Source organism: Flavobacterium profundi, assembly GCF_006491645.1.
GTDB lineage: Bacteria > Bacteroidota > Bacteroidia > Flavobacteriales > Flavobacteriaceae > Flavobacterium > Flavobacterium profundi.
The window spans coordinates 428,768-446,938 of sequence record NZ_VDCZ01000002.1 but is presented as its reverse complement, the minus strand read 5'-3'; the positions used below and the strand labels follow the sequence as shown (position 1 = coordinate 446,938).

15 protein-coding genes are annotated in these 18,171 nt (G+C 30.7%); 8 read left to right on the top strand and 7 right to left on the bottom strand.

Annotated elements, in window-relative coordinates; translation table 11 throughout:
* Positions 1-7: 7 nt before the first annotated feature.
* Positions 8-3,745, top strand: a complete 3,738-nt coding sequence (locus tag FHG05_RS04850) for a metallophosphoesterase (RefSeq protein ID WP_140996880.1) — start codon at positions 8-10, stop codon at positions 3,743-3,745.
* A gap of 104 nt (positions 3,746-3,849) precedes the next feature.
* Here the strand turns inward: FHG05_RS04850 and FHG05_RS04845 are convergent, their stop codons facing one another.
* The 6 genes from FHG05_RS04845 to FHG05_RS04820 form a co-directional block, all read right to left on the bottom strand.
* Entirely contained in the window at positions 3,850-4,731 is an 882-nt protein-coding gene (locus FHG05_RS04845) for an SdiA-regulated domain-containing protein (protein WP_140996879.1), read from the bottom strand.
* Positions 4,732-4,772: 41 nt separating this feature from the next.
* Entirely contained in the window at positions 4,773-5,618 is an 846-nt protein-coding gene (locus tag FHG05_RS04840) for a mechanosensitive ion channel family protein (RefSeq protein ID WP_140996878.1), read from the bottom strand.
* 27 nt (positions 5,619-5,645) lie between these two features.
* On the bottom strand, positions 5,646-6,776 hold the full coding sequence (locus FHG05_RS04835) for an AI-2E family transporter (RefSeq protein ID WP_140996877.1): 1,131 nt from the start codon (positions 6,774-6,776) through the stop codon (positions 5,646-5,648).
* A 92-nt stretch (positions 6,777-6,868) separates the two neighbouring features.
* Positions 6,869-7,054 (bottom strand): CsbD family protein, encoded by a 186-nt coding sequence (locus FHG05_RS04830; RefSeq protein WP_130733594.1) that lies wholly within the window; start codon positions 7,052-7,054, stop codon positions 6,869-6,871.
* A 59-nt stretch (positions 7,055-7,113) separates the two neighbouring features.
* Complete coding sequence (locus FHG05_RS04825; RefSeq protein ID WP_232338052.1) at positions 7,114-7,593, bottom strand: Dps family protein; 480 nt, start codon at positions 7,591-7,593, stop codon at positions 7,114-7,116.
* Positions 7,594-7,706: 113 nt separating this feature from the next.
* Complete coding sequence (locus FHG05_RS04820) at positions 7,707-9,503, bottom strand: FAD/NAD(P)-binding protein (RefSeq protein WP_157504171.1); 1,797 nt, start codon at positions 9,501-9,503, stop codon at positions 7,707-7,709.
* A gap of 221 nt (positions 9,504-9,724) precedes the next feature.
* Here FHG05_RS04820 and FHG05_RS04815 point away from each other — a divergent pair, with 221 nt between their 5' ends.
* From FHG05_RS04815 to pdeM, 4 genes are read left to right on the top strand one after another with little or no spacing between them, the layout of a single operon-like run.
* A complete protein-coding gene (locus FHG05_RS04815; protein WP_140996876.1) occupies positions 9,725-10,753 on the top strand; it encodes a ligase-associated DNA damage response exonuclease in 1,029 nt (342 codons plus the stop codon).
* A gap of 10 nt (positions 10,754-10,763) precedes the next feature.
* The gene (locus tag FHG05_RS04810; RefSeq protein ID WP_140996875.1) at positions 10,764-12,365 is read left to right on the top strand and encodes an ATP-dependent DNA ligase; all 1,602 of its coding nucleotides are present in this window, start codon (positions 10,764-10,766) and stop codon (positions 12,363-12,365) included.
* Between the two features lie 3 nt (positions 12,366-12,368).
* Complete coding sequence (locus FHG05_RS04805) at positions 12,369-14,831, top strand: ligase-associated DNA damage response DEXH box helicase (protein ID WP_140996874.1); 2,463 nt, start codon at positions 12,369-12,371, stop codon at positions 14,829-14,831.
* A 14-nt stretch (positions 14,832-14,845) separates the two neighbouring features.
* On the top strand, positions 14,846-15,481 hold the full coding sequence (gene pdeM / locus FHG05_RS04800; protein ID WP_140996873.1) for a ligase-associated DNA damage response endonuclease PdeM: 636 nt from the start codon (positions 14,846-14,848) through the stop codon (positions 15,479-15,481).
* 20 nt (positions 15,482-15,501) lie between these two features.
* Here pdeM and FHG05_RS04795 read toward each other — a convergent pair whose 3' ends face one another.
* A complete protein-coding gene (locus FHG05_RS04795) occupies positions 15,502-15,768 on the bottom strand; it encodes a hypothetical protein (RefSeq protein ID WP_140996872.1) in 267 nt (88 codons plus the stop codon).
* A 135-nt stretch (positions 15,769-15,903) separates the two neighbouring features.
* On the opposite strand from FHG05_RS04795, the gene pyrF reads away from it, so the two are divergent.
* Genes pyrF through FHG05_RS04780 form a run of 3 tightly spaced genes read left to right on the top strand, consistent with a single transcriptional unit; the run spans position 15,904 to position 18,025 of the window.
* Positions 15,904-16,725, top strand: a complete 822-nt coding sequence (gene pyrF / locus FHG05_RS04790; protein WP_140996871.1) for an orotidine-5'-phosphate decarboxylase — start codon at positions 15,904-15,906, stop codon at positions 16,723-16,725.
* Positions 16,725-17,228: a hypothetical protein gene (locus FHG05_RS04785; RefSeq protein ID WP_140996870.1), complete on the top strand. Its 504-nt coding sequence runs from the start codon at positions 16,725-16,727 to the stop codon at positions 17,226-17,228. Before pyrF ends, FHG05_RS04785 begins: the two co-directional genes overlap by 1 nt.
* Positions 17,225-18,025 (top strand): ABC transporter substrate-binding protein, encoded by an 801-nt coding sequence (locus FHG05_RS04780; RefSeq protein WP_140996869.1) that lies wholly within the window; start codon positions 17,225-17,227, stop codon positions 18,023-18,025. The genes FHG05_RS04785 and FHG05_RS04780 overlap by 4 nt, the downstream gene beginning before the upstream one ends.
* Positions 18,026-18,171: the final 146 nt, after the last annotated feature.

The window sequence follows — 18,171 nt, the reverse complement described above, 5'->3', positions numbered from 1 at the left end:
CTAAATTATGAAATTTAATTACTTTAGAAAGCTTTTTTTTGTAAAAATAATTGGTGTTTTGGCTTTATTAGGCTTTCTGAATTCTTGTGCTACTTATTCTGTTCAAACGGGTAAAAATATTAAAAATCCAATTGCGCCTATTGAGGTTGAAGCTCAAGAAGTGGATCATATTTTTTATTTAGTTGGAGATGCTGGAAATGCAGATGCCGTGAATTCAAAACAGGCTTTATTGCCATTAGAATATAAATTGGAAAAGGCCTCCAAAAACAGTACTTTAATGTATTTAGGCGATAATGTTTACCCAGTTGGAATGTCAGGTGATAAAGATACAGAAGAATATAAAATAGCAGAGAAAATCTTAGAAAACCAATTAAAAATTACTAAAAATTTCAAAGGCAAAACAATCGTAATACCTGGGAATCACGATTGGTACAGTGGTTTAAAGGGGTTGAATAATCAAGAAGATTTTGTAATCTCCTACTTCAAAGATAAAGAATCCTTTTCACCTCGAAAAGGGTGTGCTATTGAAGACTTTGAAATTAATGATAACATTACTTTAATTACGATTAATAGCCAGTGGTATTTAGAAGATTGGAATAAAAACCCTACGATTAACGATGATTGTAATATAAAGAGCAGAGCAGAGTTTTTTGCCGAATTTGAAAGCCTTTTAAATAAAAATCAAGATAAAACTGTTGTGGTTGCAATGCATCATCCTTTGTTTACCAATGGAGTTCATGGTGGTCATTTTGGAGTAAGAAAAATGTTATTATCGGCTGAAAATTCATTTCCAGTACCATTATTAGGAACTTTATATAATTTATTGCGAAAAACTTCTGGAATTAGTTCGCAAGACGTTTTAAATAAAGATTATACTGCTTTATCAAAACGCATTCAAACTTTAATTCAAAAAAATGAAAATATTATTGTAGTTTCGGGTCACGAACATAGTTTGGAATACATTGAGAAAAATGGTGTGAAACAAATTGTTAGTGGTTCTGGAACCAAAACAAATGCCGCAAGAGCAATTTACCCAAATGATTTCTCTTATGGGAAAAATGGATTTGCAACTTTAGAAATCTTAAAAACAGGAGAAGGAATTCTAACTTTTTATGGCAAAAAGAATGATAAAGAAATTGTGCTTTATAAACAATCTATTTTAAAACCAGTTAATACAGAAACAAAAGACTACCCTAACACATTTCCTGCTTACAAAGAAGCAACTGTATATGAGCCAGAAAAAACTAAAAAATCTGGTTTTTATAATTTTTTATGGGGTAAGCATTACCGCAATTATTATGGATTACCCATTACGGCAAAAGTAGCCACTATTGATACTCTTTTTGGGGGATTAAAAATTGATAGAGAAGGAGGAGGACAACAATCAAATTCTTTACGCGTAATTGATGCCAAGAAACAAGAATATGTTTTGCGTGCTGTGAAGAAAAATGCAACTCGTTTTTTTCAAGCAGCTGTATTTACCGATCAATATGTACAAGATGATTTGAAAGATACGTATGTAGAAACTTTTTTAATGGATTTTTTCACAACCGGACATCCTTTTACCTCTTTTATAATTGATGATCTTTCAAAGAATATTGGTATTTATCATGCTAATCCTAAGTTGTATTATATACCCAAACACGATGCTTTAGGTAAATTTAATTCTAGCTTTGGTGATGAACTATACATGGTTCAAGAAAGAGAATCGGATAGCCAATTGGATGAATCTACCTTTGGTAAACCCGATGATATTATTGGAACCGATGATTTATTTAAAAAATTAAGAAAAGACGAAAAATACCAAGTAGATGAAAAAGCATTTATTAGAGCACGACTTTTAGATATGCTTTTAGGAGATTGGGACCGTCATGCAGATCAATGGAAATGGTCGGAATTTAAAAAAGGGGATAATGAGGTTGTTTATAAACCCATCCCAAAAGACAGAGATCAAGCCTTTCCTAAATATGGTGGCGTTTTAATGAGCTTAATTCTAAATCTTCCTGAATTTAGAAAAATGCAATCTTATGATTCAGAAATTCAAAATTTAAAATGGTTGAATCATGTAGGTTATCAATTGGATATTGCTTTTTTACAATCGAACAAAAAGGAAAATTGGGAAAAACAAGCGGTTTTTATTCAAGAAAATTTAACCGATGCAGTGATTGATAATGCCTTTTTACAGTTACCAAAAGAAGTTCAAGACACTACAAGTGATAAGTTGAAATCGGATTTAAAATCGAGAAGAGATCATTTAAAAGAATATGCAGTTCAATATCATAAATTATTAGAAAAGAGAGCGATTATTGTTGGTACAGATAAAAAAGAAGATTTTTATATTAAAAAAATTAGTCCCAATGAAATCGAAGTTTTACAGATTAGAAATAAGAAAGATGGTGAAGAACAATTTATCATGAAACGTACGTTCACCTCTAAAAACACCAAAGAAATTTGGATTTATGGTTTAGATGAAGATGATAAGTTTATAGTTGAAGGAGACTTTAGATCGAAAATTCATGTGAAGCTTATTGGTGGTCAAAATAACGACGTTTATAAAATAGAAAACGGTCATAATGTGAAGATTTATGATTATAAGACTAAGGACAATACTTTTGAAATTGATGGAAAAACCAATACTCGTTTAAGCGATGATTATGAAATGAATGTGTACACCTACAGAAAAGCCAAATACAATTCCTTTTCTGTTATTCCAGGAGGTGGATTTAATCCGGATGATGGTGTGAAATTAGGTGTAATTATGAATTATATTCACAATGGTTTTAGACAAAATCCGTATACGAGTAAACATACTATAACGCCTAATTATTTTTTCGCAACCAACGGTTTTGAAGTAAAATATAAAGGCCATTTCCCAAAATTAGTAGGACAACTCGATTTTAATATCGATGCTAAAATTACCAGTCCGAATTTTACCATTAATTATTTTGGATATGGTAATGAATCGGTTTATAATGATTTAGATGAAGATATAGAATTTGATTATAATCGAGTTAAATTAAGAAATTTCAATTTTTATCCTTCATTAAATAAAGTAGGTAAAAAAGGAAGTTTGGTTAGTTGGCAATTAGGATTTGAAGATTTAGAAGTTGAAAAAACTGCGAATCGTTTTATTAGTGAGTCAAATGTGGTAGCAGATCGCGTGTTTACGCACCAGCAATATACCAGTACTAAATTAAGTTATGGTTTTGAAAACTATGACATTGTTTCTTTACCAACTTATGGCATGGGATTTTTATTGGCAGCGGAATGGAAAAGCAATTTAGAGGATACCAATAAGAATTTTTTCACTTTAGAAAGTAAATTTAATTTTTCGCATAAGATTTCTACGAAAGGGAATTTAGTTTTCGAAACCTTATTTAGAGGAAAAATAATTACAAATGATAATTTTGATTTTTATCATGCTGCAGCTATTGGCGGAAATAATGGAATACGGGGCTTACGAAATGAACGTTTTATTGGAAGACAATCTTTTTATCAAACCTCAGATGTGCGATTGACTTTAGGAAGTATCAAGCGCAGTTTTGTTCCAATGAAATATGGAGTTATTGGAGGATTTGATTATGGAAGAGTTTGGACCAATAATGATACTTCAAATATTTGGCATACTTCTTACGGTGGAGCACTTTGGTTAAACGGGATTAATATGGTAACTGCCAAACTGGGTTATTTTAAAAATCCGAATGATAAGGGGCGTGTTACTTTTGCAGTACAATTTGGATTCTAAATTGAAATAATATTAAAGCAGAAAAGAGAGCGTAACGAATTGGTTACTCTCTCTCTTTTTATAAATATGTTAATGCATGTTATTTTTTAATACGAGTAGGAAAACTATTCTTGAATTTTATATTCGTAAATTTTACCACCTACTTTCTTCGTTTTTTCATCTGAAATAAGTAAGATGTCATTATCTTTAAACGTAACTCCTTCACGTTGTGTAAAAGAATTAAACTGTACTTCTTTTAAGCTTCCTTTAGTGAAATTGTCTTCCACAAAATCAGAAAATATCCACATTCTTTTGTTACTTAATAAAACTACTTTATCTTCATCTGGACTAATAGCTACATCTGTAATAGCACAAGTTGTAAACTTATCACAAGTAACATATTTGTTTAATAAAATAGCTTTATGTTCACCTATTTCATTTGGAATTTTATAAATATGAGTCGTGCCATCAAAATCTTTACTTCTGTTTTTGGTAAACAAATAGAAATAACCGTCTTTATATAAGAAAGATTCACAGTCGTAAAATAACTCATCTTTTTTAGGAGGGAAATCTTCCTGATCTTCATAGTAGAATTCTATTTTTTGAATAGAATCGATAGTTTCTTTTTTTAAATCCACACGATTGATTTTATAAATGGCTAAATTTTTTCTTTTATTATTGTTGTTACCAAAATCTCCAATATAAACATTGCCCTCTTCATCAGAAGTTAAAGCTTCCCAATCGTGATTTTTAATGCCATTAAGTTTCACTTCGCGAAGTAATTTTCCGTCTGTAGCAACTTGATACAATTTATCAGGATTGCCACTATCTTGAATGACCCATAAGGTATCATTAACATAGGTCATTCCAGAAACTTCATCTAATTTATCTGAAAATTCTTGTACTTCAGTTACATCAATTTGTTTGATATCTGAATCTAAAGAGATACAGGAATAGTATAAGGCACTAGAAAACAAGAATGAGGTGAATATGAGGTACTTTTTCATTTTAATTTATTTTAGTTGATAATAATTTTTAAAAGTAAGTATTATTTTTCAAGCATTTTTACTTCTACAATATCAGAAGGTAATCCAAACCCTTTATCTAATAAAGATTTAAAAACTTTGAGCATAATATTACTTTTTAGTCTTACACCAGGAACTTTAATATCATTTGTCATATACCAATAAGAAACTCTTACATTAACGGTACTGGTGGCTAGTTCATCAATTACAGCAAAAGGTTCAGGGTTTTTTAATACACCTTCTTCATTTTGTAAAATGGATTCAATCATTTGTAATGCTTCTTCAGTATTATCATTATAGTCTAGACCAATAACAAATTCGGTACGTAATAAATCGTCTAAAGTATAATTTACCAAGCCATTTTTAGCAATCAATCCATTGGGAATAAAAACTTCTTTGCCATCTAAAGTTTTGATTAAGGTTTCTCTCAGAGACATATTGGTTACTTTTCCTTTAAAACCATCAATTTCAATAAGATCGCCAATTCTAAAAGGCCTTTTAAAAGCCATAATAATTCCTGAAAGGAAATTTTCTCCAATATCTTTTAAAGCGAATCCAATAATAAAAGTTGTAATTCCTGCTCCAGCTAATATTTTATCTGTAATTTCACCTAAACCTAAAATACTTAGTGAAATAACCAATAAAAAGATAGTCAATACTAAGGCAATTACATTGACTAAAAAATCACTAACTAAAGGATCTTTAGATTTTTTATCTATCATTTTAAAAGCAACGGTTTTTAATTTTCGAATGATAAATAATCCGATAATAAAAATACCTAATGCAAATAAAATCGCAGGTAATGAATTGTAAAAATTATTCCAACTTTCTTGAAGTATTTGATTAATATTTTCTAATTGTCCAGACATTTTTTAATGTATATATGAAGTAAAGAATTATTGTACTTCTTTGCTTTTGTTTTTTCTAATTTTTTTCCAAATTTTCAATCGGTTTTTGGCTTTGCTACAAAAATATTTTTCATCGGCTTGACCTAATAAGAATCCTATAGGTTTAAACTTTTCGGAGTTATCAAACAGTACTTTTAATGATGCTGTAATAGGTAAAGCGAGTATCATTCCTGGAATTCCCCATAGCATTGAGAAAAGTAAAATGGCTAAAATCGATACAAAAGAATTTAAAGATACTTTGGAACCCGTTATTTTTGGAGTAATAAAATTACCTTCAATAAATTGGATAAACCCAAAAATAGCAATTACACCAATGGCATACCAATACGAATCTTTAATAGCCAAAGCGACTAAAGCTGGTAATAAGGAACCTATTATAATTCCAATATAAGGCACTAATAGAAGTAAGGCACAAAGAAAGCCGAAGAAAAAGGGATAATCTATTCCTAATGCTAAAAGTCCGATGCTGTTTAGAAGCCCAACTATTCCCATTACGCTTACTAAACCGACTAAATAATTTTGTTGTACTTTATATAATTGTCTTAAGATATCGCGCATGCTTTTTTTAGTACTGATACGAGCTGTAGCTTTATATAAAAAGCTTATTAAAAAGTTCCTGTATAATAACAGAAAAAACATATACAAGGGCGTAAAAAGAAAATCGCTAATTACCGATCCTGAACTAGTAATAAAATTTAAAATTCTATTCGAGTTTTGTTTTACAATTTCTTTTACTTCTAATTTATCAGTGCCTACAATATCCTCACTTTCAATTCCTGTGGAATTTTCAGTTTCTTTAATTAGGATATTTAATTTTTCTAAGATTTTATCATAATAGGTATCACTTTTATCCATTATGTCTTGAAATTGTATTCCAATGGCAACAAAAATGACAAAAATGATAATGGTAAAAATGAGAATAGCAATTACAATTGAAACGATTCGATTAAAACATAATCGAGTTTCAAAGAATTTTACAATTGGGTAAACCAATACACTAAGTAATATTGCAAATAAAATAGGTATTAAAAAATCTTGCAATATATATGACATGAATACAATCAATATAAATGCAAATAAATCTTTTACAATATGAGTTTTTTGGATAGCTGTATTCATTGTTCTTGATATAAAAAACTGTCTATAAATGTATTAATAGCTTAAAAAGATACTAATAAATCCATAGACAGTAGTGTTACTTGATCATTAGATTACAGTTCAGCAATCCATTGTTTAATTTCATCTTTGGTTTTACCCACTTTCTTTTGGATACGTCCATAAAGTTCGTCCTCTTTACCTTCTTCGTAAAGCAAATCATCGTCTGTTAAATCGGCATATTTTTGTTTTAATTTACCTTTAACTTCGTTCCAGTTTCCTTTTAATTCTGTAGTGTTCATAATGTTTGTATTTAAAAATTAATATTTGGTTTTTTTCATGTTTGTTAACGCGCTATATTTTAGCTTAAATATTTTCTTAAAATCCAAGATTTTGATTCATGATCTTGAAGTACACTCGTTAAGAAATCGGCTGTTCCAGCATCGTGAGAATCTTCTGCCTTTTCGATGAATTCTCTTAATTGGATAATAATTTTTTCATGGTCGTCTAATAATTCTTCCAGCATTTGATTTTGGTTCACATATTTTGATTCTTCTTTAAGAATTGAATTTTCAATAAACTCTTTCATTGTACCAATAGTTTTACCACCTAATTTGCTGATTCTTTCTGCAACTTCATCAATTGTTTTTTCTAATTTACTATATTGATTTTCAAAAAGTTTATGTAATTCCATAAAACTATTACCCGTTACATTCCAATGAAATTTTCTACTCTTAACATATAGAACCATCTCATTTGATAAAACCACAGTTAAGTCTTTAATGCTTTGTGATAATTCTTTTTTTTCTAATCCAATTTTTGGTGCTAACATTGTTTCCATGATGTATTCTTTTATTTGGTTTTTTATCTATTACAAAGTTAAGCGGAGTGGTTAGGGAAAAGCTTATATGATTTTTGACAATACTTATATAATTATAAGTTGAACTCTAAAAATTATAATTGTGGATCCTTTTCATAAATTTTACTTACTTCTTTTAAATCTCCACTAGGTAATTTCTTATTCTGAAAAGAAGCTACCCAATTCGCAACTACAATTTCACTGGTTGCACTGCAAGCTTGTAATCCATATGAATACGGACGTAAACCCGAGCTATGTGCAAAACTTATATCTTGTATCGCTTCAATTGTATCTCCATTTGCATTTACAAGGCAATAACTACTATTAATTGTAATTCCAGGAAGTTCATATAAAGAAGTATTCCCTTTTTTTATAATCTTTTCTTTCTCTTCAGAGGTTAATTCCATAGCACTTGCATCCTTTTTAAATGGAATTTGAGGGGGTGTAATATATCCTTCTTTGACTAATGTTGGAAATGGATAATCATCAACACTAATGGCTCTTTGGCCACTGCAGTTGATAAACATTTGATATAAATGAATGGTTTGTGTGTCTTTATGTGTCACTTCAATAGTTGTAAAATCCTTATTTTCCAAAATGTTTACATAACCAGGAACAATTTCAATTTTATTTGCATCATAAAGAGCCAATAAAATTTTTGCTGAAGGGAGTGGCATTGCAGCAATTACATTCATTAAAAAAGGCATAATTTCTTTTCTGAAAAAAATATGATCTTCAGCAGGTAATAATTCGGCATGAAAATTAAGTGCATACATTAAATCATCAATGACTTCTTTCCAATGAATGGGTTTGTTTTTAGTAATGGAAACAGAAGCCTGTTTCATTTCTTCTCGCATACCTTCAAAAGGATTGTCATATTCATGCTTATCTGCCATGTCAGTAACGAAATCTTTAAAGGTATAATCAACATTTGTTATTTTTTTTGATAATTGTGTGAGATTATCTTTTTGAAAAGCTTTCGATAATGCTGGAACACAAAAGTTGGTGAAATAAGAAGAAAGGGTTAAAAACCCATCTTCGTCTAATGCATTGTAAAGTGCTTTTCTATCAAAATGTCTGTATATTTCGCGAATAGGCTTTTCTTGTTCATATTGTAAATGTGGTAGCCAACCGTGAGCAGCGTGCATCACCATTTTGAAATTATCGGTTCCTTTATAAGGTTGGTAAGTATAGTTGCCCTTTGAGTCAGTTACAAATTTACCATGCCTTCTAGATAAAGAAGAAACTACATCAAAAGCACTAAGAGAAGCCCCAAGTGTTCCAATGGTAAAATTATGAAAAGTTCCTTGTTGAGGTAAAATTTTATGTATAGGCCAAGGTGAAGCATAAAAACCATTTTTTTCTTGATCATCGTCTTCCCATTGATGTCCCGTTGCAATAATTACTTTGTCAAATTCATATAGTTGAGTAGTGGAGTGTAAACTGACAAATTTAGTTGTGTTGTTATAAGTAATATCAATTATTTCAGTATTTGGGTATTCAATACATTGAATTCCGAAATCTTTTATATTTTGGATAATAGATTGGTATTGAGATTGTAAATATTGACCTAAAGCCAAACGATTATACACTTCACTTTTACTTATTTTATCTTTTTCTATTTCCATTTTTTTTAAAAAAGTAACCGATTGTTTTTTCAACCAATCTTCAAATGTAACTTCTAAATCTGGCAATTCTTCAGAGGAAATATTGGACAAATTGTATAAATCTGTAGTAATAGGATTATAAGGCATTCCCATACCTAAAATAGTATTCTTTTCAAAAATTGAAATAGAATACATTTCTTTTTTTAAAACAGACATCTTGTCTAAAAGATGTTTTAATAAATAAATTGAAGTTGCTCCACTTCCTATGATAGCAATGTTTTTCATGGTAATTTTATCATTTATTCATTACTTTTAAAGTAACTTTTTAAAAGTGTATCTAAAGTATTTTATTATAAGTATGTTGGTGTTACAGTATTTCAATTATGAATTACATAACTACCATTCATTTTTGATAACAATACAGTTAGTTATATAAGAAAAGCGGGAAAAGATGTAATATTTACATATTCATAATAGTTAATTTTATTCTTTATTAATTTAGATATATGAATCCACCTCTTCTACAATTTAATGATAAAGGTATTTATTGTGCACAAGCAAATGTATATATTGATCCTTGGCGCCCAGTTAAAAATGCAATTATTACTCATGGGCATGCAGATCATTCTAGATGGGGACATCAAAATTATATTACACATCATACCAATGTCCCTATTATAAAACATCGATTAGGTGCTATTTCTGTTACAGGAAAAAATTGGAATGAAACTTTTGTAGTTAATAATGTCAAATTTTCATTGCATCCAGCCGGACATATAATTGGTAGCTCCCAAGTACGCGTTGAATATAAAGGGGAAGTTTGGGTATTTACAGGTGATTATAAAACTGAAGATGATGGTATTGCAGTTCCTTATGAAGTAGTTAAATGTCATACCTTCATAACGGAATGTACATTTGGATTACCTGTGTTTAAATGGACTCCTCAAACTGAAGTTATGAATAGTATTAACCGATGGTGGTCTGAGAATAAAGCAGAAGGAAAAACATCTATACTGTTTGGTTACTCTTTAGGTAAAGCTCAACGTTTATTAAAGTATTTGGATACCAACATTGGTAAAATATATACGCATGGAGCCATTGAAAATATGAATAATGTGATTCGACCTATGGTAGCGTTACCAGAAACCACTTTAATTACTAGAGAAACAAAAAAGGAAGCTATTTCAGGAAATCTTGTATTAGCTCCGCCAAGTGCTCATGGAACCACTTGGATTCGAAAAATGACTCCTTTTGTTACTGGAACGGCTAGTGGATGGATGGCTTTTCGTGGAGCTAGAAGAAGAAGGGCAATAGACAAGGGCTTTGTTTTAAGTGATCATTGTGATTGGGATGGATTATTGAGTAGTATTAAAGCTACGGGTGCAGAAAAAATAATTTGTACACATGGATATACCGATATCTTTTCCAAATATTTAAGGGAGTTAGGCTATGATGCACGCACAGAAAAAACACAATATGAAGGTGAAAATGCAGAAATGAACAAAGAAGAGGATTTAGAAAAAATTATCCCTTAAAAATTACAAAATGAGGAATTTTGCCAACTTAATTAAAACATTGGATAGTTCTAATAAAACGAATGTCAAAGTAGAGGCTTTAACAGCATATTTTAGAACGGCTTCTCCAGAAGATAAAGTTTGGACTATTGCTATTTTATCGCATCGTAGACCTGCAAGACCTGTTAATACTACTTTGTTACGACTATGGGCAAATGAACTGGCTAATATTCCCATGTGGTTGTTTGAAGAAAGTTATCATATTGTGGGTGATTTAGCTGAAACCATTGCTTTAATTATACCTACTAATGAAGCAAATTCTTCTAAAAGTTTGACAACTTATCTACAAGAAATTATAGCCTTAAAAAGTAAACCTGAAGCTGAAAAGAAAACTTATTTACAAGAAAATTGGTTGGCTTTAAATTATTACGAACGTTTTGTATTTACCAAATTAATTACAGGTAGTTTCAGAATTGGAGTCAGTCAAAAATTAATGACCAAAGCCTTATCCAAAGCGGAAGGGATAGATGAAAACATTTTAGCGTATAAGCTAATGGGAAATTGGAACCCTAATACCATTACCTTTCATGATTTAATTCTTGCAGAAAAGAGTAGTGACTACATTTCAAAACCATATCCTTTTTATTTGGCTTATCCTGTAGAAGGTGAAATTGAAAGTTTGGGCGATCCAAAGGATTGGTATATGGAACATAAATGGGATGGTATTCGTTCTCAAACTATTTTTAGAGAGGACCAAATTTTTATTTGGTCAAGAGGAGAAGAATTAGTGACCGATAAATATCCTGAATTCCATGATTTGATAGGTTTAATTCCTAATGGGACAGTTATAGATGCTGAAATCTTAGCTTTTCCAAACAATCAAATAGGAACTTTCAATGATTTACAAACACGCATCGGTAGAAAAATAATATCAAATGCGGTATTAAAGAAAACACCAGTTATTTTAAAAGCCTATGATGTATTAGAATGGGAAGGAAAAGATCTTAGAAATTATCCTTATGAATACCGACGTGATGTATTGGAGAAATTATATCAAACAATTGAAAATAAAAAATTGCAATTTCATTTATCGGAACGAATAAAAATTAACTCTTGGGATGAGGTAACTGCAGAAAGAATGCAAGCTCGAGAAAAAAGAAGTGAAGGTTTGATGTTAAAAAGAAAAGATTCCACGTATCAAGTAGGAAGAAAGAAAGGAGATTGGTGGAAATGGAAATTAGAACCGTTAACCATAGATGCGGTTTTAACCTATGCTATGAGAGGAAGTGGAAGAAGAAGTACTCTTTTTACCGATTACACCTTTGCACTTTGGCAAGAAAATGAACATGGTGAAAAAGAATTGGTCACATTTGCTAAAGCCTATTCTGGTCTAACAGATGCTGAATTTAGAAAAGTAGATGATTTTATCAAAAAAAATACGATTGATAAATTCGGACCGGTAAGAAGTGTTACACCTCAATTGGTGTTTGAAATTGGATTTGAAGGTATTGCACTTTCAAAAAGACATAAAAGTGGTATCGCTACTCGTTTTCCCAGAATTTTAAGATGGCGTCAGGATAAGAAAATTGAAGAAGCAAATTCTATTGAAGATTTAAAAAACATGATTATTTAAGTTATGAATAGAGCAGCCTTATATCAAATTGCTGAAAATTGGTTTGAAGCACAAAACTGGAAACCGTTTGCTTTTCAAAAACAAACATGGAAAGCGTTCTTACAAGGTAAAAATGGTCTTTTGAATGCGCCTACAGGCAGTGGAAAAACCTATGCACTATGGTTTCCTATTATTTTAAATTATATAAAGCAAGTTGATGAAGGAAAAATAAAAAAACAATCTGGATTAAAAGCCATTTGGATTACACCTTTACGAGCACTTTCCACAGAAATCAAACAAGCTGCTGAACGTGTTATTACCGATTTAGGTGTTCCAATGACAGTTGGGATTCGTACAGGTGACACTTCAACAACAGAAAGAACCCAACAGAAAAATAAAATGCCAGATTTATTAATTACAACTCCTGAAAGCTTGCAATTGTTATTAGGATCCAAAAACTATGCTCAAACTTTTGCGAAATGTACTGCTATTGTTATTGATGAATGGCATGAATTATTAGGAAGCAAAAGAGGAGTTCAAATGGAACTGGCTTTATCAAGATTAAAATCAATTACTCAGGATATGCGAATTTGGGGGATTTCGGCAACCATTGGCAACTTAGAATTGGCACAAGAAGTGTTACTTGGAAAAGAAACGGATGCTTTTAAAAATTCTGTTTTAATTAAAGCAAATCTTCCGAAAAAAATAACCGTTAAATCCATACTTCCAAAAAAGATGGAAACTTATCCTTGGAGAGGTCATATGGGGTTGCATTTATTAGATGAGGTGGTGCAAATCATTCGTAAAAGTAAAACAACCTTACTTTTTACCAATACACGTTCGCAATGCGAAATCTGGTTTCAAACCCTATTAGATCATTATCCAGAATTTGCAGGTGAAATTGCCATGCATCATGGAAGTATTGCCAAAGAAACCCGAATTTGGGTAGAAAATGCTATTAAAAATGAAGAATTAAAGTTGGTAGTCTGTACTTCTAGTTTGGATTTAGGAGTTGACTTTGCTCCAGTTGAAACCATTATTCAAGTAGGTGGACCAAAAGGAGTCGCACGATTTTTACAAAGAGCAGGTAGAAGTGGTCACCAACCAGGAAAAGAAAGTGTTATTTATTTTTTAGCCACTCATGCTATGGAATTAATTGAAGCATCTGCTTTAAAAAAGGCGGCTGCGGAAACTATTGTAGAAGACAGAATTCCCTATTTAAATTGTTATGATGTTTTAATTCAATATTTAAATACATTAGCAGTTGCGGACGGATTTTATCCCAATGAAATTTTCAAAGAGATAAAACAAACATTTTGTTATCAAAATATTTCTGATGCAGAATGGCTATGGGTTTTAAATTTTATAACCAAAGGAAGTCAAAGTTTGCAAGCTTATGATGAATTCAAAAAAGTAGAAATAGAAGCAAACGGTTTGTTTAAAATTAATAATAAGCGAATCGCCATACAACATCGTATGCAAATAGGAACGATTGTTAGTGATGCGGTCTTGAACGTTAAATTTTTAAGTGGTGGTTATATTGGTTCTATAGAAGAATGGTTTGCCTCTAAGTTGCAAAGGGGAGATACTTTTATATTTGCAGGTAGAAAACTAGAATTTCATTCTATAAAAAACATGATTGTTTTAGTGAAATTGGCCAATGGAAAAAAAGAATCGAAATCGGTGAGTTGGATGGGTGGTAGAATGACTTTTTCTGCTCAAATGAGTGAATTACTCCGACAAGAATTATACAAAGTGAATCAAGAGTTGTTAACTCCTGAATTGAAGGCATTACAACCTGTTTTTGAAAGACAGCAAAAAGAAAGTATCATACCCAATGACAATCAGCTCCTCATTGAATCTTTTAAAACAAGAGAAGGATATCATACGATTTTTTATCCGTTTGAAGGTCGGTTCGTTCATGAAGCTTTAGCCAGTCTTTTATCCTATCGAATCAGTTTATTGTCGCCAATATCTTTTTCGTTAGCCTATAATGATTACGGATTTGAATTGCTTTCCGATCAAATACTGGATTTAGAAGCACTATTTGATAATAATTTATTGAGTACTTCTCATTTGCATGACGATTTACAAAGTAGTTTGAATGCTACCGAAATGGCGAGACGAAAATTTAGAGATATTGCAGTTATTGCAGGTTTAGTATTTACAGGAAGACCTGGACAACCTGTAAAAACCAAACATTTACAAAGTGGTTCTCAATTGTTATTTGAAGTTTTTAGAGATTATGAACCCGATAATTTGTTGTTGAGACAAGCGTATATTGAAACCTTCGAACATCAATTGGAAGAAGGAAGATTAATACAAGCTTTGGAGAGGATTAATAATCAGGAAATAGTGGTTAAAAGATGTGAAAAGCCAACACCTTTCAGTTTTCCTATAATTACAGATCGATTGAGAGAAAAATTATCAAGTGAAACTTTAGCGGAACGTATCGCAAAAATGACAGCGAGTTATTTAAAAGTTTAATAGGAAATGCTTTTATGAATATTACAATTAAGAAACAAGTTTTTATGCTGCATCCTTTTGGTAGTTTGTATTGGAAGGATAAGAATATTTTGTTAATTTCGGATTTGCATTTGGGAAAAATATCGCATTTTAGAAAAAATGGATTGGCCATTCCTAATTCGGCTATTCCCAAAAATTTTGAAAAATTAAATGAGTTATTGGATGTATACCAACCTCAAAAAATTATTTTCCTAGGAGATTTGTTTCATAGTACCTTAAATAGTGAATGGCATTATTTTGATAATTGGATCCAATCCATATCACAAAAAATTATTTTAATCGAAGGAAATCACGACATTGTTGCCAAACACCATTATGAAAATCTTCATGTTGAGGTTTTGGAGAGTTTACAAATAGATGATTTTCTTTTAACACATCATCCAGTTGCAACTGAGACTAGTTTTAATTTCTGTGGTCACATTCATCCAAGAGTAGTGCTGACTGGACTTGGAAAGCAATATTTAAAAATCCCCTGTTATTTTAGGAAACCAAACCAACTCATATTGCCTGCTTTTGGGGAATTTACGGGTAATTATACCCTAAAACCTACACCAAACGATAAAGTTTATGTACTCACACCTAAAGAAGTAATTGAAGTGAACTTAGTTTAAAACTTAAGTCATCTTATGTATTAAGCGTTATTGGGAGTTAATGGATTTGAAAATTTATTCCATTTTAACCAATCAAAGGAAGTATTCGTTTTTGATAATTTTTGTAGCATAGTATGGTAAGATGTACTCACTTGAATGCTTCTTTTGCATTCTACTACAAAAGAAAGTAAAAACATTTCAAAATAATTCACTTGTTTGGCGTGAATTACTAGGTCATTCGTACAGGTTGCTACCAAGATGCAAAAAGTACGTACACATAATCGATTGAATAATACTAGCGTTTTCATAACGTTTTATATTTATAGTACAAATCTATTGCGAGTAGCCCTATTCTTACTTATATAATTTCAATAGATATTTATACAATATTTATTTTAATGCGTTAAACTTTGTAGATTTGCAACAACAACAATTTTTTTTACATGACAACAACACAACTTGTGCATCAAATTCAAACCAAAAAATCTTTTTTATGTATTGGTTTGGATGTTGATCTCAACAAAATCCCTGCATTTTTATTAGAAAAAGAAGATCCTATTTTTGAATTTAATAAGGCCATTATAGATGCCACACATGATGTATGTGTTTCGTATAAACCGAATACTGCTTTCTACGAAGCTTATGGAATAAAAGGATGGCAATCTTTGCAAAAAACCATACAATACCTCAATGATAACTATCCTGAAATTTTTACGATAGCCGATGCTAAAAGAGGAGATATTGGGAATACGTCATCAATGTATGCCAAAGCCTTTTTCGAAGATTTAGCATTTGATAGTGTTACAGTGGCACCCTATATGGGAAAAGATTCTGTAGAACCGTTTTTAGCGTTTGAAGGAAAACACACGATTATGTTAGCTTTAACTTCCAATGAAGGCGCTTTTGATTTTCAAACGTTGCAAGTAAAAGATAAAGAATTCTACAAGCAAGTATTGGAAACCTCCAAAAATTGGAAAAATGCTGAAAACTTAATGTATGTGGTGGGAGCTACAAAAGCTGAATATTTTACTGAAATCAGAAAAATTGTACCAGAAAATTTCCTTTTAGTTCCTGGTGTAGGCGCACAAGGCGGAAGTTTGTCTGAAGTTTGTAAATATGGAATGAATGATAATGTCGGATTATTAATTAATTCTTCCAGAGGAATTATTTATGCGTCCAATCAAGAAGATTTTGCCGAAAAAGCAAGAGCAGAAGCATTGAAATTACAACAAGAAATGGAAACAATTCTATTACATAAAAAATAATGACAAAAAGAGATTTTTTTAGATTGCTAATTAAAATTTTTGGATTGTATTCGTTAATAATTACGTTATTTACTTTTATTCCTCAAAATATAACTAATGTTTTTGTGTATAGAGATGAAAGTTGGATTCAACTTATAATAGTTGGTTCTGTAATTTTATTATTAGTATTGTTCTATTTATTACTATTTAAAGCAGATTATATCATTGATAAATTAGAGTTAGACAAGGGCTTTGATACCGATACTATTGTTTTGGGTAATTTTTCTAACGAACAAATTTTAAAATTAGCCATTATACTTATTGGCGGCTTTTTATTGATTGATTATTTTCCCAATTTTCTATTCGAAATTATTACTATTTTTAAAATGAAAGTTTCAAATCATGGAATTATGGGTAATGAAGTAAATTATTTTAGTTTTAGTACTGCCATTATCAATTTAGTTTTAGGATTAATTTTGATTACAAATTATAAAAGAATTAGTCTTTTCTTAGATAAAAAATGAAAGAATTAATGGATCAAATGGGAACAAAACACCTATTTGAATATACACCCAAACGCATCATCTCTTTAGTACCTTCACAAACCGAATTATTATATGATTTAGGTTTGGAAGATAGTTTAGTAGGTATTACAAAATTTTGCATACATCCGTATCATTTAAAAGCGACCAAAACGATTGTTGGTGGTACCAAAAAGATAAAAATAGATAAAATCAAAGCCTTAAATCCTGATATTATTATTTGTAACAAAGAAGAGAATACGAAAGAAATAGTGGAAGAATTAAGTAGTGTTTGTCCGGTTTGGGTTACCGATGTTCTGACTATTGAAGATAATTTGAAAATGATTGATGATTTCGGATTGCTCTTTAATAAACGAACGGAAGCTAGAAAATGGATTGATAAAACCCATTTTGCTTGGGAAGATTTTAAAAAAAATATTGCTGACAAACCCATTAAAAAAGCCGCTTATTTTATTTGGGCAAACCCATATATGGTAGCAGGAAATACTACTTTCATCAATGAATTATTACACTTAAATCATTTTAATAATATTTATGAAAATAAAGACAGTCGTTATCCAGAAGTCGAACTTAGAAAAATTAGATTAGAAGGCGATCCCGATTATGTGTTTTTATCTTCTGAACCTTTTCCTTTTAAAGACGAACATGCTTTTGAAATAGGTAGAGCAACCCATCATGCGAAAACAGTATTTGTAGATGGGGAAATGTTTTCTTGGTATGGAAGCCGATTGGTTAAAGCTTTTGATTATTTTAAAAAATTACATGAGAAAATTGCCTAATAAATAGGTAAAATTAAAAACATAAAAAAACCACGTTTCGGGAAACGTGGTAATTTTTTTAACTAACCTTAACCAAACAAATATGAGATTTGTTACTTTTAACTCTGCAAATATCCGACTATTTTTGACCAAGGTGTGTTAACAAT

Bases quoted from the DNA above. Each gene is read 5' to 3' on its own strand.
- FHG05_RS04850 (WP_140996880.1), top strand. From the start codon at position 8: ATGAAATTTAATTACTTTAGAAAGCTTTTTTTTGTAAAAATAATTGGT.
- FHG05_RS04845 (WP_140996879.1), bottom strand. From the start codon at position 4,731: ATGAAAAAGTACCTCATATTCACCTCATTCTTGTTTTCTAGTGCCTTA.
- FHG05_RS04840 (WP_140996878.1), bottom strand. From the start codon at position 5,618: ATGTCTGGACAATTAGAAAATATTAATCAAATACTTCAAGAAAGTTGG.
- FHG05_RS04835 (WP_140996877.1), bottom strand. From the start codon at position 6,776: ATGAATACAGCTATCCAAAAAACTCATATTGTAAAAGATTTATTTGCA.
- FHG05_RS04830 (WP_130733594.1), bottom strand. From the start codon at position 7,054: ATGAACACTACAGAATTAAAAGGAAACTGGAACGAAGTTAAAGGTAAA.
- FHG05_RS04825 (WP_232338052.1), bottom strand. From the start codon at position 7,593: ATGGAAACAATGTTAGCACCAAAAATTGGATTAGAAAAAAAAGAATTA.
- FHG05_RS04820 (WP_157504171.1), bottom strand. From the start codon at position 9,503: ATGAAAAACATTGCTATCATAGGAAGTGGAGCAACTTCAATTTATTTA.
- FHG05_RS04815 (WP_140996876.1), top strand. From the start codon at position 9,725: ATGAATCCACCTCTTCTACAATTTAATGATAAAGGTATTTATTGTGCA.
- FHG05_RS04810 (WP_140996875.1), top strand. From the start codon at position 10,764: ATGAGGAATTTTGCCAACTTAATTAAAACATTGGATAGTTCTAATAAA.
- FHG05_RS04805 (WP_140996874.1), top strand. From the start codon at position 12,369: ATGAATAGAGCAGCCTTATATCAAATTGCTGAAAATTGGTTTGAAGCA.
- pdeM (WP_140996873.1), top strand. From the start codon at position 14,846: ATGAATATTACAATTAAGAAACAAGTTTTTATGCTGCATCCTTTTGGT.
- FHG05_RS04795 (WP_140996872.1), bottom strand. From the start codon at position 15,768: ATGAAAACGCTAGTATTATTCAATCGATTATGTGTACGTACTTTTTGC.
- pyrF (WP_140996871.1), top strand. From the start codon at position 15,904: ATGACAACAACACAACTTGTGCATCAAATTCAAACCAAAAAATCTTTT.
- FHG05_RS04785 (WP_140996870.1), top strand. From the start codon at position 16,725: ATGACAAAAAGAGATTTTTTTAGATTGCTAATTAAAATTTTTGGATTG.
- FHG05_RS04780 (WP_140996869.1), top strand. From the start codon at position 17,225: ATGAAAGAATTAATGGATCAAATGGGAACAAAACACCTATTTGAATAT.